Source organism: Streptomyces sp. NPDC037100, assembly GCF_055606225.1.
Map to the genome: position 1 here is coordinate 232,163 of NZ_JBVJSX010000012.1, position 19,042 is coordinate 251,204.

The 19,042-nt window shown below is 72.0% G+C and carries 21 protein-coding genes; 10 read left to right on the forward strand and 11 right to left on the reverse strand.

Annotated features, from left to right (window positions below; genetic code table 11):
• Nucleotides 1-3: 3 nt before the first annotated feature.
• Complete coding sequence (locus tag ACZ7EG_RS32990) at nt 4-417, reverse strand: DUF3037 domain-containing protein (protein WP_471087047.1); 414 nt, start codon at nt 415-417, stop codon at nt 4-6.
• Entirely contained in the window at nt 414-1,169 is a 756-nt protein-coding gene (locus tag ACZ7EG_RS32995; RefSeq protein WP_471087050.1) for a HipA family kinase, read from the reverse strand. Before ACZ7EG_RS32995 ends, ACZ7EG_RS32990 begins: the two co-directional genes overlap by 4 nt.
• Before the next feature lie 304 nt (nt 1,170-1,473).
• Here ACZ7EG_RS32995 and ACZ7EG_RS33000 point away from each other — a divergent pair, with 304 nt between their 5' ends.
• From ACZ7EG_RS33000 to ACZ7EG_RS33015, 4 genes are all read left to right on the forward strand, one after another.
• Nucleotides 1,474-2,115, forward strand: a complete 642-nt coding sequence (locus ACZ7EG_RS33000; RefSeq protein ID WP_471087053.1) for a maleylpyruvate isomerase N-terminal domain-containing protein — start codon at nt 1,474-1,476, stop codon at nt 2,113-2,115.
• A gap of 176 nt (nt 2,116-2,291) precedes the next feature.
• Nucleotides 2,292-3,074, forward strand: a complete 783-nt coding sequence (locus tag ACZ7EG_RS33005; protein ID WP_471087056.1) for a HEAT repeat domain-containing protein — start codon at nt 2,292-2,294, stop codon at nt 3,072-3,074.
• Nucleotides 3,068-4,240 (forward strand): MerR family transcriptional regulator, encoded by a 1,173-nt coding sequence (locus ACZ7EG_RS33010; protein WP_471087059.1) that lies wholly within the window; start codon nt 3,068-3,070, stop codon nt 4,238-4,240. Before ACZ7EG_RS33005 ends, ACZ7EG_RS33010 begins: the two co-directional genes overlap by 7 nt.
• Nucleotides 4,237-4,725, forward strand: coding sequence for a Rieske (2Fe-2S) protein (locus ACZ7EG_RS33015; RefSeq protein WP_471087062.1), 489 nt, complete (start codon nt 4,237-4,239; stop codon nt 4,723-4,725). Before ACZ7EG_RS33010 ends, ACZ7EG_RS33015 begins: the two co-directional genes overlap by 4 nt.
• On the opposite strand, the gene ACZ7EG_RS33020 is transcribed toward ACZ7EG_RS33015, so the two are convergent.
• Entirely contained in the window at nt 4,712-5,362 is a 651-nt protein-coding gene (locus tag ACZ7EG_RS33020; protein WP_471087065.1) for a cysteine hydrolase family protein, read from the reverse strand. The genes ACZ7EG_RS33015 and ACZ7EG_RS33020 overlap by 14 nt on opposite strands.
• Before the next feature lie 134 nt (nt 5,363-5,496).
• Here ACZ7EG_RS33020 and ACZ7EG_RS33025 point away from each other — a divergent pair, with 134 nt between their 5' ends.
• Nucleotides 5,497-5,967, forward strand: a complete 471-nt coding sequence (locus ACZ7EG_RS33025) for a pyridoxamine 5'-phosphate oxidase family protein (protein WP_471087068.1) — start codon at nt 5,497-5,499, stop codon at nt 5,965-5,967.
• Between the two features lie 15 nt (nt 5,968-5,982).
• Here ACZ7EG_RS33025 and ACZ7EG_RS33030 read toward each other — a convergent pair whose 3' ends face one another.
• Complete coding sequence (locus tag ACZ7EG_RS33030) at nt 5,983-6,885, reverse strand: LysR family transcriptional regulator (RefSeq protein WP_471087070.1); 903 nt, start codon at nt 6,883-6,885, stop codon at nt 5,983-5,985.
• Nucleotides 6,886-6,960: 75 nt separating this feature from the next.
• Here ACZ7EG_RS33030 and ACZ7EG_RS33035 point away from each other — a divergent pair, with 75 nt between their 5' ends.
• A complete protein-coding gene (locus ACZ7EG_RS33035; RefSeq protein WP_471087073.1) occupies nt 6,961-7,914 on the forward strand; it encodes a DMT family transporter in 954 nt (317 codons plus the stop codon).
• Nucleotides 7,915-8,078: 164 nt separating this feature from the next.
• Here the strand turns inward: ACZ7EG_RS33035 and ACZ7EG_RS33040 are convergent, their stop codons facing one another.
• Nucleotides 8,079-9,410: an aminotransferase class I/II-fold pyridoxal phosphate-dependent enzyme gene (locus ACZ7EG_RS33040; protein ID WP_471087076.1), complete on the reverse strand. Its 1,332-nt coding sequence runs from the start codon at nt 9,408-9,410 to the stop codon at nt 8,079-8,081.
• 35 nt (nt 9,411-9,445) lie between these two features.
• On the opposite strand from ACZ7EG_RS33040, the gene ACZ7EG_RS33045 reads away from it, so the two are divergent.
• Complete coding sequence (locus ACZ7EG_RS33045; RefSeq protein WP_471087079.1) at nt 9,446-10,138, forward strand: pyridoxamine 5'-phosphate oxidase family protein; 693 nt, start codon at nt 9,446-9,448, stop codon at nt 10,136-10,138.
• On the forward strand, nt 10,138-10,770 hold the full coding sequence (locus ACZ7EG_RS33050; protein ID WP_471087081.1) for an FMN-binding negative transcriptional regulator: 633 nt from the start codon (nt 10,138-10,140) through the stop codon (nt 10,768-10,770). The genes ACZ7EG_RS33045 and ACZ7EG_RS33050 overlap by 1 nt, the downstream gene beginning before the upstream one ends.
• 16 nt (nt 10,771-10,786) lie before the next feature.
• Here ACZ7EG_RS33050 and ACZ7EG_RS33055 read toward each other — a convergent pair whose 3' ends face one another.
• The 3 genes from ACZ7EG_RS33055 to ACZ7EG_RS33065 form a co-directional block, all read right to left on the reverse strand.
• Nucleotides 10,787-11,737 (reverse strand): DMT family transporter, encoded by a 951-nt coding sequence (locus tag ACZ7EG_RS33055; protein WP_471087084.1) that lies wholly within the window; start codon nt 11,735-11,737, stop codon nt 10,787-10,789.
• 231 nt (nt 11,738-11,968) lie between these two features.
• Nucleotides 11,969-12,973 carry an EamA family transporter gene (locus ACZ7EG_RS33060; RefSeq protein WP_471087195.1) on the reverse strand — a complete coding sequence of 335 codons (1,005 nt, stop codon included), beginning with the start codon at nt 12,971-12,973 and terminating at the stop codon, nt 11,969-11,971.
• A gap of 86 nt (nt 12,974-13,059) precedes the next feature.
• Entirely contained in the window at nt 13,060-13,608 is a 549-nt protein-coding gene (locus tag ACZ7EG_RS33065) for a Clp protease N-terminal domain-containing protein (RefSeq protein WP_471087087.1), read from the reverse strand.
• Between the two features lie 223 nt (nt 13,609-13,831).
• Between ACZ7EG_RS33065 and ACZ7EG_RS33070 the strand changes: the two genes are divergently transcribed.
• Nucleotides 13,832-14,260, forward strand: a complete 429-nt coding sequence (locus ACZ7EG_RS33070) for a type II toxin-antitoxin system Rv0910 family toxin (protein WP_471087090.1) — start codon at nt 13,832-13,834, stop codon at nt 14,258-14,260.
• 60 nt (nt 14,261-14,320) lie between these two features.
• Here ACZ7EG_RS33070 and ACZ7EG_RS33075 read toward each other — a convergent pair whose 3' ends face one another.
• The gene (locus ACZ7EG_RS33075) at nt 14,321-14,956 is read right to left on the reverse strand and encodes a PadR family transcriptional regulator (RefSeq protein WP_471087093.1); all 636 of its coding nucleotides are present in this window, start codon (nt 14,954-14,956) and stop codon (nt 14,321-14,323) included.
• 165 nt (nt 14,957-15,121) lie between these two features.
• Here ACZ7EG_RS33075 and ACZ7EG_RS33080 point away from each other — a divergent pair, with 165 nt between their 5' ends.
• On the forward strand, nt 15,122-15,940 hold the full coding sequence (locus ACZ7EG_RS33080) for a PhzF family phenazine biosynthesis protein (protein WP_471087096.1): 819 nt from the start codon (nt 15,122-15,124) through the stop codon (nt 15,938-15,940).
• Nucleotides 15,941-15,991: 51 nt separating this feature from the next.
• Here the strand turns inward: ACZ7EG_RS33080 and ACZ7EG_RS33085 are convergent, their stop codons facing one another.
• Nucleotides 15,992-16,792, reverse strand: a complete 801-nt coding sequence (locus ACZ7EG_RS33085; protein WP_471087099.1) for a CPBP family intramembrane glutamic endopeptidase — start codon at nt 16,790-16,792, stop codon at nt 15,992-15,994.
• Between the two features lie 303 nt (nt 16,793-17,095).
• Complete coding sequence (locus ACZ7EG_RS33090) at nt 17,096-18,613, reverse strand: glutamate-cysteine ligase family protein (protein ID WP_471087102.1); 1,518 nt, start codon at nt 18,611-18,613, stop codon at nt 17,096-17,098.
• Between the last annotated feature and the right edge of the window lie 429 nt (nt 18,614-19,042).

Sequence of the window (19,042 nt, forward strand, 5' to 3'; positions counted from 1 at the left end):
CCGTCACCTCACCAGCAGGTCCAGCAACCGTTCGGCCTCCGCCGCCGGGTCCGTGGTCAGACCGGTGTGCACCGGGCCGGGCTGGACGATCGCGGAGCGGGGGGCGACGAGCCAGCGGAAGCGGCGGCCCGGGTCGTCGGAGGCCGCCTGCCCGGCCGCGCTCCCGCCCGCGCACAGGCCCTCCACGGCCCCCAGGGCGGCTCGGACCCCGGCCACGTCGGCCAGGGGGTCGAGGGCCAGCAGGCGGGCCTCGTCGAGGTGCGTGCGGGCACCGACGTAGGACGCGGCGCGGCAGTAGACGAGGACGCCGGCGTTGATGCATTCGCCGCGCTCCACGCGCGGGACGACGCGCAGGACGGCGTACTCGTAGACGTCGCGGTCCCGGGGCCCGCCCTTGATGATGTGCCGGTCGTTCACTTCAGCCCCTGGATTCGGTCGTGGATGTCGGCGGCCCGTGCCAGCAGCGGGCGCGCGTAGGCCTGCCTGAGGTCGTCCGGCGTGGCGAAGCCGGGTTCGTCCAGGAGCCAGGTGTCCGGGATCTGCGCGGTGACATCGGCGAGGAGTTCCTCGGTGACCAAGGGCGCCAACTCGGCCGCGGCGGCGGCGACATCCGGTGCGAAGGACGCCAGCGCGTGGTCGGAGGCGTCGTACGGGCGGGCGGCGGAGGCCTCCACGCCGGGCCAGTTGTGGTGCCAGATCATCGTCGCGCCGTGGTCGACGAGCCACAACCCGCCCTGCCACCGCAGCAGGTTGGGGTTGCGCCAGGACCGGTCGACGTTGTTGATCAGCGCGTCGAACCAGACGACCCGGCCGGCCTCCTCGGGGCTCACCGGGAACGCGAGCGGGTCGAAGCCGAGCGCGCCGGAGAGGAAGTCCATGCCGAGGTTGGTGCCGCCGCTGGACCGGAGCAGGCTCTGCACCTGCTCCTCCGGTTCGCCCAGCCCCAGCTCGGGGTCGAGCTCGACGGTGACCAGACGCGGCATCCGCAGCCCCAGCCGCCGGGCGAGTTCCCCGCAGACCACTTCGGCTACGAGTGTCTTGCGGCCCTGTCCCGCGCCGGTGAACTTCAGGACGTAGGTGCCGAAGTCGTCCGCCTCGACCAGACCCGGCAGTGAACCGCCCTCACGCAGGGGCGTGATATAGCGGGTCGCGGTGACCTCTTTCAGCACTTTCGCAGGCCGTCCGTTTCCTTGATCTTGCAATCCATGGCATAGCCGGGAGGCGTGCAGCAGCGCACACCACCCGGCGAGGAGCCCGGGAGAATCTGGGGAGTTGCGGCCGTCCTGCCGGTCTCCTCATCCCCCGAGCAGCCCGTCGATGGCAGTGCGCCCCGCACTTCGGCCTCCGGCATGAAATGAGCATAGTAACCGAGGGTGATCGCGGGCGAGGAGTGCCCGAGCCACCGCGACCCGGCATCGCTTCACCATGTGGACACCTCGGCGTGACGATCTTGATGTGGGCAGGATGCCTCGTATGACTACGGACATACGCAAGGCATACCTGCTGGGCGCCGAGCGGGCTGTGCACCTGCTGGCCACGGAAGAGGTGGCGCGTCGCTGGGGCGAGGAGTCAGTGCTGCCGGGGATGACGGTGGGCGGACTGGCCGGTCACCTCGCGCGCAGCGTCCTGCAGGTCGAATGGTTTCTCGACGGCGAGACAGTCGGCACGGAGCCGGTATCGCCGGTGCGCTACTACGCGCGGCTCGTCGGCACGGCCTTGCCGGACTCCGCACTCAACGTCGGAGTGCGCGCTCGGAGCGAGGAGACGGCAACCGCCGGCCCCGCCGCCGTGGCTGAACAGGCGCGCGCTGCATTACAGAGGCTGGCACAACGGCTGGGCCAGGAGCCGGCCGATCGGCGAGTGGCCGTCCTCCACCGGCCTGGAGAGGAGATGCTGCTCGACGGCTACCTCCGAACCCGATGCGTCGAATTGGCAGTGCACCTTGATGACCTGGCCCTGAGCGTGGGCGCTCACTGCCAGGCACCCGAAGCCACGCTCGCCATTGCGGTCGATGTCCTTGTGGCAGCCGCCCGTGACCGGCACGGCGATCAGGCCGTGCTACATGCACTCGCCAGGCGTGAACGTGACGCCGACCAGGCTTTGCGCGTGCTGTAAGGAGCTGTTGTCGTTCCGATTTCCGCAGATGCGTGTCAAACGGGAGGCCCGATCGGGTGATCGCGGGACACTCGGCGCATACGGACGGGCGGAGCCCGTGGCCGGCTGATCACCCGATTCACCCGTCAAGGGCTTGACCTTGACACGGTGTCAAGGCTTCTGCTTGGGAGCAGGAGGTGGTCCTGATCAACACGACCGACGTGACCCCGCACAACGCCCGCATGCTCAAGGCCCTGAGCGCTGAGGACCCGTCAATCCGGCTGCGGGCGGCCCTGGCGGTCGGCTCGAACGCCGACTCCGCGTTCTTGGAGACGATCGTCGAGCGGTGCGCGGTCGAGCCGGACTTCTTTGTACGCGACATGCTGTCCTGGGTGCTGACCCGCCTCTCGCCGGAGATCACCCTGCCCCGGATCCGCCAAGAGCTCGACTCCGAGCGCAACCAGGCCCGCAGCCAGGCGCTGCACACGCTCTCCAAGGTCGGCGACAGGAGTACGTGGGCCTGGATCAGCCGCGACATGCTGTGCGACGCCGACGACGAGGTCGCGCGGACCGCGTGGCGTGTCGCGGTCGTCCTCGTGCCCGAGGACGAGGAGGAGAACCTGATCGACGAGCTGGTTCCGCAGCTCGGCCGCGGCGACCGCAGCACGCAGCTGAGCCTGAGCCGGGCCTTCGTCGACCTCGGCGACGTGAGCAAGCCGGCCTTGGAGAAGGCCGCGGAGCACCCCGATCCGGCGGTGGCCGTGCACGCCCGTGCCACCGAACTGCTCCGGCAGAACCAGGAGACCGATTTCGACGCGGCCGTCGAAGAGGCCAAGCGAGTGGTCGCGCTCGGTCCGGAACGAGCTGCCGCCGCCGCGTCGACGGGCACCGAGCCCCGGGAGACCGCCGAGCCCACGGAGACGACCGAGTCGACCAGGACCGCCAAGGCTGTAGAGGGAGCGGAGGCCGCGGAGTGCTGATCGGCGATGTGGCCGGTCACTGCGGGGTGAGTCCCCGGATGCTGCGGCACTACGACGCCCTGGGGCTGGTGCGGCCGACGGGCCGCACCGTCGGCGGCTACCGCGAGTACTCCGTCGAGGACCTCCGCCGGATCTTCCACGTGGAGAGCCTGCGGTCCCTCGGGCTCTCGCTCAAGCAGATCGGGCGCGCGCTGGAAGACCCGGCCTTCACACCGTCCGCCTTGGTCAGCGATCTCATCCGGTGGACGGAGGACCGACTGGCGCGGGAACAGGAGCTGCTCGAGCGACTCCGTGCGATCGACGCTTCGGCACCCACCGGTTGGCAGGACGTCCTGCGCATCGTCGAACTCATGCGGGAACTCAACTCGACCGACGCCGCGCGCAGGCAGCAGGCCGCCCTGGCCCGGCCGGAGGGCGTGTCGGTTCCCGCCGAGCTGCTGGTCGGGGCGATCCTGGCCGAATCCGACCCCCACGTGGCGGGCGCCCTGCGCTGGGCGCTCGCCCGAGCGGGCGGCGAAGGCGTGGCGGCGCTGCACGCCGGCGCGCGCTCGAAGGACGTCGACATCCGGCGGCGCGCGGTGCTGACGATCGCCGAGATGTCCGACGCCCCGGGTGCGACCGCGGTGCTTGCGGACGCCCTCGGCGATCCGGACACGACGGTGCGCAGGCACGCTGCTCTCGCTCTGGGCAGGCATGGCGTGGCCGCGGCCGTGCCCATACTCGTCGACATGGTGGTCGAGGGCTCCAACGACCTGGAAGCGGCGGAGGTTCTGGGAACGCTGTCCCGGGACCCCGGCTGCGCGGACCGCATCACGACCGCGTTGGCCCACGAACTCGCCGCGCCCACCGCGGACTCCGCGACGCGGATCCGCGTCATCCAGGCGCTGGTCGAGCTCGCGGGAACCGCCGCGCAAGAGGTCCTGCGCCAACTGGCCCACGACGACGACCGGGCCGTCGCGCTCGTCGCCTCGGCCCTCGCCGGGGTTCCCCAAGAGCGGTCCCGCGAGGACCGAACGGACGAGGCACCCGACAGCAAGCCGACAGCTCCGCTTTACCCATGTCGTTCCCCGGACGGGTCAGGATTTCGGCAGGGTCTGAACAGCCGGTCCCCAGGGGCCGTACCTCTCGGCAGATCACGAATTCCCCCGGAAGGAACGTCAGCATGACCAGCGAATCAGTTCAGCCGACGTCGGTACCGAGCCGCCGCACCGTCGTGGCGGCGGTCGGCGCGGCGGGGCTCACCGTGGCGCTGACGGCGTGCGGTTCGGAGGACAAGGCGTCCGACCCGCCCACCGAACAGGGTGCCGCGGGCGGCGGCGCGACGAACGAAGGGGGCGGCTCGTCCGCCGGAGCGGAAGCCGGTGGTGCGGCACTCGCGAAGACCGCCGACATCCCCGAGGGCAGCGGCAAGATCTTCAAGGACGAGAAGGTCGTGGTCTCACAGCCGGCGGCGGGCGACTACAAGGCGTTCTCGACGATCTGTACCCACAGGCAGTGTCCGATGGTGGACCTGAAGGACGACATCATCTCCTGCACCTGTCACGGCAGTCAGTTCTCCGTCCTCGACGGCAGCGTGAAGAAGGGGCCGGCGGTCCAGCCGCTGGAGGCGAAGCAGGTCAGCGTGAGCGGCGACTCCATCACGCTCGCCTGACCCCGAGCGGACGCTCCAGGCACGCCACCACCTCGTCCGTGGTCGCGACCGTGGCGACCAGAGCGAGGGTGTGGCGGATCATCGCGGGGGTGTAGTCGGCAGGCACTCCCGCGATGGCGTCCGCCGGGACGACGACGGTGTAGCCGCGGTTCACGGCGTCGAACACGGCATTGGGCACGGCCACGTTGGCCGAGACGCCGGTGACGATCAGCGTGCGGCAGCCGAGGTTGCGCAGCAGCGGATCGACGTCGGTGCCCTGCAGGGGTGACAGCCCGTGCAGACGCCGCACGACGAGATCCTCCTCGGCCACCTCGATCGGAGCCGCCACCCGTACCGCCGGCGTGCCGGTCAACTGCTGGACGGGCAGCCGTGCGGCGGCGCGGAAGAGTCGGGCGTTGCTGTTGGCGCCGCGGCCGTCGGGTCGGCGTTCGGCGACGGCGTGGACGACCTGGACGCCGCCGTCGTGGGCGGCCGCCACCAGACGGGCGACGTTGGCGAGGGCGCCGCCGGCGCGTGCCTGTTCGGCGAGTTCGGGCAGCGCGCTGTCCGTCCCGACGACGCCTTCCTGGCACTCGACGGTGAGCAGCACGGTGGTGCGCGGTTCGATGAGTTCGCTGAGCGCTTCGTACGAGGGCACGGTCTTCCCCCTGTCGCCGGCGGCCGGGCGGGGGAGCGTAACCACCATTGCGCATGGGCGGAAGAGCACTCATCCTTTTCTGACGTGATGTCAGAGGATCTCCTCTGGCACGACGTGGGAGAAAGAGGGGGAGCATGACCGTCACGCAGCAGCGCAGGGGCCGGAAGATCATGATGACGCCGGGCGAGCTGGACGAGTTCCTGACCACCCAGCGCACCTGCCGGGTCGCCACGGTGTCGGCCGGCGGGGCGCCGCACGTGAGCACGCTGTGGTTCGCCTGGGACGGCACCTCGATGTGGCTGTACTCGGTCGTACGCAGCAAGCGGTGGACCGACCTGCGGCGCGATCCGCGGGTGGCGATCGTGGTCGACACCGGCGAGGAGTACGACGAGCTGCGCGGCGCCGAGCTGTCGGGCACCGTCGAGTTCGTGGGCGAGATACCTCGCACAGGAGAGCTGCGCGCCGAACTCGACGTCCCCGAGATGCTGTTCGCGCGGAAGAACTTCGGCCTGGAGGAGATGCCGCACGACGGCCGGCACGCCTGGATCCGGCTGAGGCCCGAGAAGATCGTCTCCTGGGACTTCCGCAAACTGTCCGGGCAGTAGCCTCTCCCCGGAACGTCAGCCGACCCTCTCCCCCGCCGCCCGCAGGGCCTTCACCGCCGCACGGATCGACGGACGGCGGTCCGCATCCGCGCGCCAGACGACGTACACGTGCCGTCGGACCCGCTGGCGGAGAGGGACGGTCACGACATCGGCGGGCACGGGATGGCGGCCGAGCAGCGGGGCGATGCACACCCCGAGGCCCGCGGCGACCAGGGCGAGCTGCGTGTGGGTCTCGGCGGCGCGATGGCCGACGATCGGCTCGACGCCCTTGGAGCGGAGGGTGAACATCAGCCACTCGTGGCAGAACTCGCCGTCGCCCCAGGTGATCCACTCGTCGTCGGCGAACTCTCCGAGGTCGACCTCCTGACGCCCCGCGAGCCGGTGGTCCGCCCGCAGGGCGACCTCGGCCGGGTCGTCCAGGATCGACGCCTTGACCAGGCCCTCGGGCAGCGCCATCGGCTTGTTGTACCAGTCGAGCACGACGGCGAGGTCGAGGTCGCCGCGCACGACTCCGGCGATGCCGTGCTCCGGCTCCAGCTCGCAGGAGCGCAGCCGGAGCGCGGGGTGCTGCTCGCGCAGTGCGGCCAGCGCGTGCGGGAACAGCCCCCGCGCGGCCGTCGGGAACGCCGACAGCCGGAGCTCGCCGACGACCTGTCCGCGCTGCGCCTCCAGATCGGACTGGGCGAGTGCCACCTGGGACAGGATGCGCGCGGCGTGTTCGGCGAGCAGCCGGCCCGCGTCGGTGAGCCGCACGCCCCGGCCGTTCTTGGCGAGGAGTTGCTGACCGACCTCCCGCTCCAGCTTCGACAGCTGCTGTGAGACGGCGGACGTCGTGATGTGCAGGCCCTCGGCCGCGCCGCTCACCGAGCCGTGCCGGGCGAGGGCGTCGAGGGTGCGCAGGCGCTCCAGGTTCAACATGTAAGCAATGCTACGCAGTACCGGGTGCGAAATCTCGATTGTGCTACGAGGTTTCGTTGGCGCATCGTGGCTGGCATGAGCACCGTGACCACCCCGGCCGGCCGGGCCGCCACCGCCCCGCCCGCACCGCCCCGCCGTCTCCTCGACTGGCGCCTCCGGTTCGCCGCCCTGTCTCTGATCTGGGGCTTCAGCTTCCTCCTCATCAAGGTGGGCACCGAGACCTACGCGCCGTTCCAGGTGACACTCGGCCGGCTGGCGTTCGGCACCGCGGTGCTGGCCGCCGCGATGGTGGTACGACGCGAGCGGCTGCCGCGCGGGGCGCGCGTCTGGGGGCATCTGACGGTCGCCGCGTTCCTGCTCAACGCCCTGCCGTTCTCGCTCTTCGCGTACGCCGAGCTGACCATTCCGTCCGGCCTCGCGGGCATCTGCAACGCGACCTCGCCTCTGTGGGGCATGGCGTTGTCGCTGGTCGCCCTGTCGGAGGACCGCCCGACCCGGGTGCGGGTGGCGGGGCTCGGGCTGGGGTTCCTCGGGGTGCTGACGGTGCTGGGCGCCTGGCAGGGCTTCAACGGCCTGGACGCCACCGGCACGGCACTGGCCCTGCTGGGCTCCCTCAGCTACCCGATCGGCTGGATCTACGTGCGCCGCACCCTCGCCGGCACCGGCCACTCGCATCTGTCGATGACCGGCGCGCAACTGCTGCTCGCCACGGCCCAGCTGGCCGTCGTCACCCCGCTGTTCACAACCCTTCCCACCCGCTTGTCCGCCGTGCCGCTGCTGGCGATCGCCGCCCTGGGCGCACTGGGCACGGGCCTCGCGGTCCTCCTCCAGTACGGCCTCGTCGCCGAGGTCGGCCCGACGACCGCGCAGATGGTCACGTACTTCATCCCGGTCATCGCCACGGCCGCGGGCGTCGCCCTCCTCGGCGAGGCGCTCACCTGGTCGACGCCTGTCGGGGCGGTGATCGTGCTGACGGGGGCGGCACTCACCCAGATCCGGCCGAAGCCCGGGCCGGGACTTCGGCAGTAGCCGTGCGGGGCCCGGCTGCTCGGGCCGGTGTCGCGGAAGAAGCTCCGCACGGGACCCGGCCGCCCAGCCCGGCGTCTCAGTCAAAGCCCCGCACGGGCCCCAGCCGCCCAGCCCGGCGTCTCAGTCAAAGCCCCGCACGGGACCCAGCCGCCCAGCCCGGCGTCTCAGTCGTAGCTCCGCACGGGACCCGGGCCGAGGGCCGAGGCGATCGCATCGGCCAGCCTTTCGATCTCGCCGTCGACGAGGGTCGAGACGGTGACCCGGATACCGGGCGGCGCGCTCAGCCGGAAGCGGGCACCGGGAGCCACGGCCCAGCCGGCGTGCAGCAGCCGGGCGACGGCGCCGGTCTCGTCCGGCACCGGCACCCAGACGTTCATGCCGCTGCGCCCGCGGGCCGCGACACCGCGCCGTTCGAGCGCCTCGATCAGCGCGTCCCGCCGCCGCCCGTAGGACTCCGCCACCTCGGCCGTGTCCACCGCCCCGTCGGCCCACAGCCGGACCAGGGCGCGCTGCATCAGCCGGCTCACCCAGCCCGGTCCGAGCCGGTGCCGCCCGAGGACCCGGTCGACGGTGACGGCGTCCCCGGTGAGCAGGGCGAGCCGCAGATCCGGGCCGTAGGCCTTGGCGGCCGAGCGCACGAACGCCCAGTGCCGGGTGACTCCGGCGAGAGGGTGGAGAGGCACGTCGACGATGCCGTGGCCGTGGTCGTCCTCGATCAGCAAGGTCTCCGGATACGCCCGGAGCACGGCTCGCAGTGCACGCGCGCGTGCGGAGCTCACCGCCGCGCCGGTCGGGTTCTGCGCCCGGTCCGTGACGATCAGAGCCCGCGCCCCGGCTTCCAGCGCCCGGCGCACGTCCTGAGCGCACGGCCCCTCGTCGTCGACGCCGACGGGTACGGTCCGGAGCCCGAGCGCGGGCACGAGGTCCAGGGTGCGGCCCCAGCCGGGGTCCTCGACGGCGACGGTGTCACCGGGCTTGAGATGGGCCGCCAGCACCCGTTCCACTCCGTCGAGGGCCCCGGAGACCACGGCGAGCGGCCCGTCCGGCACGCCGTCGGCGTCGAGTCCGGCCCGTGCGATCCGGGCCAGCTCCGGTTCGACGGGGGTGTCGCCGTAGAGCACGGGCGCCCGGTCCCCCTCGGCGGCGGCCGCGGCGAACGCGCCCGCGAGCTCCGGCAGCAGCGCCGGGTCCGGATTGCCCTGCGCGACGTCCCGCACCCCCTCGGGGACGTCCACCCGGAAGTGCTCCCGCCCGGTCGTCGCCGGCGCGGGCCGCACCCGGCTGCCGCGACGGCCCGCCGTCTCGATGACCCCGCGCTCGCGCAGGGTTCGGTACGCGGCCGCGACCGTGTTGGGATTCACCCCCAACCTCTCCGCCAACTCCCGCATGGGAGGCAGCAGTTGACCCGGCTGCAACTCACCGGCTCCCACCGCGCGCTCGATGCTCGCGGAAATGTCCGCTGCGCGACGCCCACTGATCCGATACTCTCCTAGCACAAAACCAATTATGCACTAGTGCAATGGAGAGCGCCATGCAGGGGACCGCGCAGACGCAGACGCCGTCGCAGCCCGACACCGCCTACACCCCGACCGACCGCACCGTCCCCACCCGCTCCCCGGGCCGGGCCTCGTACGACAAGGACCTGGTGCACTCGATACTCGACGAGGCCTACGTCTGCCACCTCGGGTTCGTCCGCGACGGGGCGCCCGTCGTGCTGCCCACGCTCTACGCCCGGGTCGGCGAGCGGCTGTACGTGCACGGCTCGACGGGCTCGCGTCCGCTGCGGGCGGCCGGTCAGGCCGACCCCGGCCTCCCGGTCTGCCTGACGGTCACCCACGTCGACGGTCTGGTCCTGGCCCGCTCGGCCTTCCACCACTCGATCAACTACCGCTCCGTGGTGGTGCACGGCGTCGCCCACGACGTGACGGACCCCGAGGAGAAGTTGCGGGCCCTGGACGCCCTGGTCGACCACGTCGTGCCCGGCCGCTCCGCGGACTCGCGCCCCGCCAACAAGAAGGAACTGGCCGCCACCGCCGTGATCCGCCTGGACCTGGACGAGGTCTCCGCGAAGCTGCGCACCGGCGGTGTGAACGACGAACCGGAGGACCTCGCCCTCCCCCACTGGGCCGGCGTCGTCCCGGTGCGGCGCACCTACGGCACCCCGCTCTCCGACCCCGGCCTGGCCCCCGGCACCGAGCTGCCCGGCTACCTGACGGCCCTGTGATGCTGATCCACCCCTGGGACGCGCCCCGCGACGACGACGAGTGGCAGGCATGGCTGGCCGACCACGACTTCGGACAGCTGGCGGTCAACGGCCTGCCGGGCGAACCGCCCCACGTCCAGCCCCTCCACTTCGCCTACGACGCCGGGCGCCGCGAGGTCGTCACCCACCTCGCCCGCCCCAACCCGCTCTGGCCCGCGCTGGAGGCCGCCCCGGACGTCATGCTGAGTGTGGTCGACGACTACGTGTTCGTACCCGGCCCCTGGCAGGCCGCCCCGGACGTCCCGCCCGAGCACGGCACCCCGACGAGCTTCTACGCGGCCGTCCAGCTCCGCTGCCGCGCCCGTGTCGTGGACGACCCGGCGCAGAAGGCCGCGCTGCTCAACCGTCAGGTCGACCACTTCCAGCCGCGGGGCGGCTCCGCACGGGCGGCGGCGGGCGAGGCCCCCTACGGCAGGATGCTCGCCGGCATCCGCGGCCTGCGCCTGGAAGTGACGGACGTACGAGCGAAGTTCAAGTACGCGAACCACAGGCCGGCCGAGGTCCGGGACCGGATCGCCGCGCATCTCGCGGCCCGCGGTGGTCCGGGCGACTCCAGGGCGCGCGACCACCTCCTGCACAGACAGGAGGCGTAGGCCGCGGGTCCCCGCCTCAGACGGCCGTCACCGGCTCCTCCCTCCTCCGCGCGCCCCGGGTCTCCCCCACCGCCAGGCCCGCCACCGAGCCCAGCATCAGCAGGGTCCCGGCCAGCGTCGCCGTCGTCAGGTGCTCACCGAGCAGGACGACGGCGAGCACCGCCGCGCTCACCGGTTCGAGCAGCATGATCACCGAAACGGTGGCGGACCGTACGACGGCCGCGCCCGCGAAGTAGAGGCCGTAGGCGAGCGCCGTGGGGACGGCGGCGGCATAGAGCAGCAGGAGCACGAGCCGGCCCGGCTCCTCGGTGTGCGGCAGCACTCCCTCCGCCAGGGCGAAGGGCAACAGGCACAGGCTCGTGACGGCGAAGGCCTCGACGGTCGTCCGCGTGGCGTCACCTTCGCCGTCGCGGCCCCACCGGCGGGTGAGCAGCGTCATCGCGCAGTATCCGGCCGCGGACAACAGCGCGAGCAGCACACCTACCGGGCGCACGGTCGGGCCGCCGCCCCCGAGGACGAGAACGGCGAGCCCGGCGAGGGCGCCCAGGACGGCTACGGCGCCGCCACGGCCCAGTCGCTCGGCCAGGGTCAGCCGGGCGCCGAGCGTGATGAGGACGGGTCCCGCGCCCAGCGTGACGAGGGTGGCCACGGCCAGACCGGTGGCGGAGACGGCCGCGAAGTACGCGGTCTGGAAGACGGCGAGCCCGACCCCGGTGATCCCGGCCCGCAAAGCCCGGCGACCGAGCGGCTGCCGCACAGGGTCCTGGGCGCTCGGCCGCAGCGGGCGCACGGCGAGCAGCAGCACGAGGCCGGCGGCGCAGCGCCAGAAGGAGAGGGCGACCGGCCCCAAGTCACTGGCCCGGTAGACCAGGGAGGCGGCCGCGCCCGCGGTGCCCCAGGCGACACCGGCGACGATCAGATAGAGGAGGCCTCGCCCGACGGGCAGGCCGGAGGCAGTGTTCGACACGTGTTCTCTCCGCAGACGCGCACGGCATGCCGCGCCCGCGTCGGGCGGCGGCCGGGTGCGCGGAAGTTCGGGAAGGGCCCCGGATCAGTCGTGATCAGCGGGGTCCATGGACTTCGTCTGCGGGCAGCACCGTTCTGCGCGGCGGCACATCGTCGGGCGCGGTTTCCGGAGGGCCCGCCTCAGGCGGCCGGAGGCGGAAGAACGAGCGCGTTCGAAGGCATGATCGACACCCTAGGCGCTGGGCCCCCGCCTGGACAATTCCCTTTCCGGGCCGCCGCTCGCCACCGGCTGCCCGGACCCCTTCGAGGGCGTCGAGGACTGCGCAATGAACGCGCCCACCAGCACGATCGCGCCACCGGCGATCTGCGGTGCCGAGAGGTGCTCGCCGAGCAGGACCCAGGCCAGGACGGTGGCGACGACCGCCTCGAGACAGGCCACGACCCCGGCGACCTGCGGGGAGAGCCGGCGCACGGAGACCACACCGGTGACGTAGGCGACCACCGTGGCGACCAGGACGATCCACGCCAGCAGCACGACGGCGGCGACGGGTCTGCCGTCCATGCTCGCGGTGCCCCCGAGCACCGACCAGTCCATGGTCCAGGGCCGGGCGACGACGGTCAGCACCGCCGCGCCGACGAGCAGCCCGTAGGCGATGACGCCGAGCGGGTCGGGCGCCTCGTCCCCGGCGTCGCTGCCCTGGTCGGACAGGACGAAGTAGCCCACCTGGCAACAGGCCGCGCCGAGCGCGAGCAGCAGCCCCAGCGCGTCGAACCCGAGGCCCGACCACACCTCCACCACACAGGCGAGTCCGCCGACCGCGAGCACGACACCGACGGCCGCGGCGCGCGTGACGGGCCGCTTCTGCACGAACCGCACCCAGCCCAGCACCAGTGCGGGCGCCAGGTACTCGATGAGCAGCGCCACCCCGACGGGGATCCGGGAGAGCGCCGCGAAGTAGCAGGCCTGGACACCGGCTACGGCCAGCAGCCCGAACCCGGCGAGCAGTCCGGGGCGCCTGCGCAGCAGCGCGCGGTGTCGCACGGCCAGCGGCAGCATGACCAGGGCCGCCCCGGCCACCCGCAGCCACACCACGTGCAGCGGGTCCAGGCCCGCCTCGATCAGCGGCTTGGCCGCGACACCGGATCCGCCGAAGGCCACCGCGGACAGGAGGGCGAGTCCGAGCCCCACGCCCCTGCCACGCCCGCTCACGCTGCTGTCAGTGGTACGCACCGGCACATGATGACAGGCCACGACAGGAGCGTCATCCCCTATGACACCTGTCTCACCGCCTGGACGTGACGACCGGCCCCACGCCGTACCGCTCAGTGGGCGGCTTCGCCGCACTCCTCGGCGACGCCGGACCGGCCGTCGAGCCGGGCGAGCACCTCGCGCGGGTCGACGCCGGCCCGTCCGAGCACCTCGACCGCACGAGCCTGCGGGTCGACGACGATCGCCGCGAGCAGGTCGGTGCCACGAGCCGGACCGCCGCGCTCGGCGGCACGCTCGCAGGCGTACTCCATGCACGCGGCGGCGAGCGGCGAGAAACCCGCCGTCTCCGTCACCACGGGGACGGCGCCGGAGTCTTCGATTCCGCTCTGCCAGCGCAAGCCGTACCCGATGCTGCGCTGGACGAGATAGCCGAGCAGGCGCGCGATCTGCGGCCCCTCGACGAAGGCGGCACGCACCTCGGGGTCGGACTCCAGCAGCGAGTGGAGCAGATGGGCGGTGTCGATCTGCCGGTCGCCGTCCCGGACGGCCCGGCGCCGGGCACCACCGACCACCGACGCCAGCTCGTCACTGAGCCTGGCATCGTTGTCCACGCGCTGAATGCCGTGCTCATGGGCCGACTGCCGGGGGGTACGGGGTTGCACATCCTCTAGCCCACCAGTCCCGCGGGCCCGCGTCATCCTCGGCGGGAAGCATGTTCGCGTCCCACGGGAAGTGGACTCCGCCGGCCGGAATCTCCTCCTTGCGGAGGAGATCAGGCAGACCGGGTGGGACCCCGGCCCCGTTCTGACGGTTCGTCAGTATTGAACATTGCGGCCGTCGCGGCTACGTTCCGCGGCACCCAGCCCGATACGGAGAGGTGGTCGCATGGCCGAAGTCAGCGCGCAGGCCCGCATCGGGGCGCCGGCCGGCACGGTGTGGGCGAAGCTCACCGACTGGTCCGCGTACGGCGAATGGAACGCGACCCACACGAGCTTCCCGGCGGGGGGTCCGGAGCCCCTCGAAGTGGGCGCGACGTTCCAGGAGAACATGCGCCTGATGAACTTCCCGGCCGAGGTGGCGTGGACCGTGGAGGAACTGCGACCGGCACGGGTGCTCGCCATCCGAGGCAAGGGCCCGATGGCGGTGACCGTCGCGACGCGCTACACCCTCACGCCCGACGGCGACGCCACGACGGTCCGCATCGACGGCGAGTTCACGGGCGCGACGGTGTCCCTGATGGCGGGCAAGCTCAAGGACTCGGCGACGGCAGCCCTGCACGAGTCGCTGCGCAAGCTGGACGGGCTGGTGACCTGACACCCCGGCACGCCGAAGCGCCCCCGGACCACTCCGGGGGCGCCTCGTGCCGTACGCGGTTCAGGCCTCGTCGGCGAGGATGAGATACAGCTTCTTGCGGGCCTCGTTGATGACACCGAGGGCCTTCTCCCGCTGCTCCTTGCTGCCGGTCTTCCAGACCTGGCCGAAGGCCTCCATCAGACCGAAGCCCGCCTGACGGACCTCACCGAGAGCCTCCCAGTCGACCCCGCGGGAGGCTTCCTCCCAGGGAGCGTCGGGCCCCTCCTCGGCGGCCTCACGGCCCGCCTCGGTGAGTGAGAACAGCTTCTTGCCGCCCTCGGAGGCACTGGCGATCAGCCCCTCGTCCTCCAGCAACTGGAGGGTGGGGTACACCGAGCCGGGACTGGGCTTCCACGCCCCGCCGCTGCGCTCGGCGATCTCCTGGATCATCTCGTAGCCGTGCATCGGCCGGTCCTTCAGCAGGGCCAGGATCGAGGCGCGTACGTCACCGCGCCGCGCCCTCCCCCTGGGCCCCCCGCGCCCTCGGCCACCCCAGGGGCCCGGGCCGAAGCCCGGTCCACCGGGCCCGCCCCAGCCGGGGCCGCCCGGGCCACCCGGCCCGAAGGGGCCGAAGGCGGCACGCAGCCCTTCGAAGCCGCCCCGACCGTGGTGCGGGCCGCCGTGTCCATGTCCACGCTCGAATCCGTGGGTACGCATCGCAACCACTCTCCATTCCATCGTTGATCTGTCGCGATACTTCAACGATATATCGGTAAGCCTCACCCGACAAGGCCCTCCCCGAGGTTTCCTGCCGGCGGAACCGGGCCAGCGGGTGCGAATTGGCCTTGGCCTGCTGCTTCGTGGGCGCCCTAACGTCGGGGCATGCGGATCCGAATCGTCGACGCCTTCACCGATCGCCCCTTCTCCGGCAACCCGGCCGGGGTCCTGCTCCTGTCCGGCGCGGACGCCTTCCCGGACGACACCTGGCTGCAGAACGTCGCCCTGGAGGTCAACCATGCCGAGACGGCCTTCGCCCACCCGCTCCCCGAGGGCTCCGAGGCGGACTGGGCGCTGCGCTGGTTCACTCCGGTCACCGAGGTGGCGATGTGCGGCCACGCCACCCTCGCCACCGCCCACGTCCTGCACACGACCGGCGCCCACGCGGGGCCGGTGCGGTTCGCCACCCGCAGCGGCGTCGTCGTCGCCACGCCCGCGGCGGACGGCTCCGTCACCCTGGACTTCCCGACGGCACCGCTCACTCGGATCGATCCGCCCCGAGGTCTCGCCGAGGCGCTGGGCACGGAGGTGCTCACGGTCCTCGACACCGGCCCGAACGTCGGCGACCTGCTCGTCGAGGTCGCCGACGAGCAGACGGTGCACGCCCTCGCCCCGGATCTGACGGCTCTCGCCGCCCACTCCGAGCGCGGTGTGATCGCCACGGCCCGCGCCGAGGACCCCGCCAAAGGCCACGACTTCGTCTCGCGCTGCTTCTTCCCGAACGTCGGCATCGACGAGGACCCGGTGACCGGCAGCGCCCACACGGCACTCGCCCCGTTCTGGTCCGAGCGCCTGGGCCGCCCCCGCCTCACCGGCCTCCAGGCCTCACTCCGCTCCGGCCGGATCCGTACCGAGCTGCGCGGCGACCGCACCCTGCTGACGGGCACGGCGGTCACGGTCATCGAGGGCGAGCTGCTGGCCTGAGACGAGTGAAGGGGCGCACGACACCGTCGTACGCCCCTTCCGCTCACTGCTTCACGCCGTCGGCAGCCAGCCCACCTTGCCTGCCAGCAGCGCGTACCCGACGAACGCCCCGATGTCGAGCAGCGAGTGGGCCACCACGAGCGGGCCGACGCGCCCCCAGCGGCGGTAGAGATACACGAAGACGACGCCCATCACCATGTTCCCGATGAAGCCGCCGATCCCCTGGTAAAGGTGGTAGGACCCGCGCAGAACGGCGCTGCCGGCCAGCGCGGCCGTCGGCGTCCAGCCCAGCTGGCCCATGCGGCGCAGCAGGTAGCCGACGACGATCACTTCCTCGAGCACGGCGTTCTGCACCGCCGAGAGGATCAGCACCGGGTATTTCCACCACACCGCCGGCAGCGCCTCGGGCACCACGGTGAGGTTGAAGCCGAGGCCGCGGGCCGCCAGGTAGAAGGCGATGCCGGTGCTGCCGATGACCGCGGCGATGGCCGCTCCGCGGCCGAGGTCGGGCCAGGGGCGGGTGCGGTCGAAGCCGATCGTGCGCAGGCTCGCTCCCTCGCGGAGCAGGAAGTGTGCGACGAGCGCGACGGGCACGAGCGCCGTGGTGATCCCGAAGAGCTGCCAGGCGAGGTCGAGCCAGGGCCGGCCTGGCGCGGCCGAGGCGTTCATCGTGGCCGCCTGGTCCTTGAGGCCGCCCGGCTTGGTGACCGACCCGATGAAGCTGATCAGCGCCGACAGCCCGCTCGCGCCCAGCGACAGCGCGAGGACCAGCAGCGTCTCGTTGCGGAGCATCCGCCGTGAGAGCCCCTGCTGGGGAATGGAATCGCCCACCGGGCTCGCCTCCGCCTGCACACCCGCCTCCACTTCACCGACCTGTCGGATCAGTATGGCGGCAGCGGGATCTCACCCCTGAGGCGGCGTCGGCCCGGCGACACGGGCCACGGCGTCACCCCGGCAACTTCCCGCCTCGCGATGCCCGACCCCGGCTTGTCGGTCCCGGCTTGCGGCGTCACCCCGGCGGCTACCGCCTCGTGATGCCGACCCCGGCTTGTCGGTCCCGGCTTGCGGCGTCACCGGCGGCTACCGCCTCGCGATGTTGGCCCCGCTAGCGTCACCGGCGACAGCCACGCGCAGCGTCCGCCGCCGGCCGCGATGTCAGGCCAGCGACGCCGGCTCCGGCAGCCCCACCGGCCAGCTGTGCACCGGCTCGCCCTTGTGCATCAGCTCGCGGTAACGCCGGGTCGTGGCGGCCAGCGCGTCCTCCCGGGAGAGGCCCGCGTCCAGTGCCTTGTGGAAGGTGGCCGCCTGCCAGCTCGCCCCGTTCACCCGGCGCCGGCACCGCTCCTCGATCACGCCCAGGTACAGATCGCGGTCGGCCGGCTCGACACCCCAGGCGTCCAGCCCGGCTTCGGCCAGCGGCAGCAGTTCGTCGCGGATCAGGCTCACCGCGTCGACCTCGGTGGTGCCGCTGTACCGGCCGCGCCTGGGCCAGGTGAAGCGGGCGTCGATGCCGTCCTTGCACGCGGCGTCGAAGTTGGCGGCGGCCGCCTCGAAGGGCAGCCGGGACCACACCGGCCGGGACTCCTCCGCGAGCGCCCGGACGACGCCGTAGAAGAAGGCCGCGTTGGCGACGACGTCGATGACGGTGGGCCCGGCCGGCAGGACGCGGTTCTCCACGCGCAGGTGCGGGACGCCGTCGGCGATGCCGTAGACCGGGCGGTTCCAGCGGTAGATCGTGCCGTTGTGCAGGACGAGTTCGGCGAGCGACGGCGTGCCGCCCTGGTCGAGCACCTCGAGCGGGTCCTCGTCGTCGCAGATCGGCAGCAGGGCCGGGTAGTAGCGCAGGTTCTCCTCGAAGAGGTCGTACGCCGAGGTGACCCAGCGTTCCCCGAACCAGGTGCGCGGCCGGACGCCCTGGGCCTGCAGCTCGGGCGGGCGGGTGTCGGTGGACTGCTGGAACAGCGGGGGCCGCGACTCGCGCCACAGCTCCCGGCCGAAGAGGAAGGGCGAGTTGGCGCCGACGGCGATCTGCGCGGCGGCAACCGCCTGGGCCGCGTTCCACACGTCGGCGAAGCGGGCCGGGGTCACCTGCAGGTGCAGCTGCACGGAGGTGCAGGCGGCCTCCGGCGCGATGGACTTCGAGGTGCAGCTCAGGTGCTCCACGCCGTCGATGTCGAGGGTGAACTCCTCGCCGCGGGCGGCCACGATCTGGTCGTTGAGGAGGGTGTACCGATCGACGTCGGAGAGGTTCGACGACACCAGGTCGTCACGGTCGAGAGTCGGCAGAATACCGATCATCACAATGCCCGCGTCGACCTCGCCGGCTTTCCGGTCGGCATATGCCAGCGACGTGCGGAGTTCCTCCGCGAGACGGTCGAATACCCGGCCCCCGAGACGGTGTGGGGGAATGTTCACTTCCAGGTTGAACATGGCGAGTTCTGTTTGGAAATCGCGACTCGCGATGCGTTCGAGGACTTGCCCGTTCAACATTTTCGGCATGCCGTCGGCACCCGCGAGATTCAGCTCGATCTCCAGCCCCATGAGGTTCCTGGGCCGATCGAACCGCTTCTCCGCCAGGAGTCGCTCCAAGCCCGTCAGGCACTGACGCAGCTTGTCGCGGTAGCGCTGGCGATCGGCCAGGTCGAACCTGCCTGCCGCGACTTTCTCGCCCATCGAACGTCCTTCCTCGGTGCTGCGGGCCAGGATCCAGGGCCGCCGGGGTCCCGGTCAGGTGGAGGATGCCCAGCGAAGGCGATCGATAACGTCCCGGGCGGACCCGTCGCCCGCTACGCTGGTCACGAGTGACCGGTGGCACATTCACTCGGCATGACGCACAGGAGGGTTTCGGGGGCCTTAAGAACTCGTGAAAAACGCCGACGAGAATGGGCCGACCGGTTCGCGGGCATTCGCCGAGGTCATCGCCGTACACGCCCTCCCGGAATCAGGATAATTCTCGCGTATCGCCGACCGAATGTACCCTTGTTCTACTCACCGGAAACGGCTAGACGAAACACAGTCTGAACCCGTGTCGTATAAACTCCGCGTACAAGGCAGAAGGTTGGCGCCCACGGTCGATGGGTCCTGCCGTCGAGGCGACGCGGA

Bases quoted from the DNA above. Each gene is read 5' to 3' on its own strand.
- ACZ7EG_RS33000 (WP_471087053.1), top strand. From the start codon at position 1,474: ATGACTACGGACATACGCAAGGCATACCTGCTGGGCGCCGAGCGGGCT.
- ACZ7EG_RS33015 (WP_471087062.1), top strand. From the start codon at position 4,237: ATGACCAGCGAATCAGTTCAGCCGACGTCGGTACCGAGCCGCCGCACC.
- ACZ7EG_RS33025 (WP_471087068.1), top strand. From the start codon at position 5,497: ATGACCGTCACGCAGCAGCGCAGGGGCCGGAAGATCATGATGACGCCG.
- ACZ7EG_RS33030 (WP_471087070.1), bottom strand. From the start codon at position 6,885: ATGTTGAACCTGGAGCGCCTGCGCACCCTCGACGCCCTCGCCCGGCAC.
- ACZ7EG_RS33035 (WP_471087073.1), top strand. From the start codon at position 6,961: ATGAGCACCGTGACCACCCCGGCCGGCCGGGCCGCCACCGCCCCGCCC.
- ACZ7EG_RS33045 (WP_471087079.1), top strand. From the start codon at position 9,446: ATGCAGGGGACCGCGCAGACGCAGACGCCGTCGCAGCCCGACACCGCC.
- ACZ7EG_RS33050 (WP_471087081.1), top strand. From the start codon at position 10,138: ATGCTGATCCACCCCTGGGACGCGCCCCGCGACGACGACGAGTGGCAG.
- ACZ7EG_RS33070 (WP_471087090.1), top strand. From the start codon at position 13,832: ATGGCCGAAGTCAGCGCGCAGGCCCGCATCGGGGCGCCGGCCGGCACG.
- ACZ7EG_RS33075 (WP_471087093.1), bottom strand. From the start codon at position 14,956: ATGCGTACCCACGGATTCGAGCGTGGACATGGACACGGCGGCCCGCAC.
- ACZ7EG_RS33080 (WP_471087096.1), top strand. From the start codon at position 15,122: ATGCGGATCCGAATCGTCGACGCCTTCACCGATCGCCCCTTCTCCGGC.
- ACZ7EG_RS33090 (WP_471087102.1), bottom strand. From the start codon at position 18,613: ATGGGCGAGAAAGTCGCGGCAGGCAGGTTCGACCTGGCCGATCGCCAG.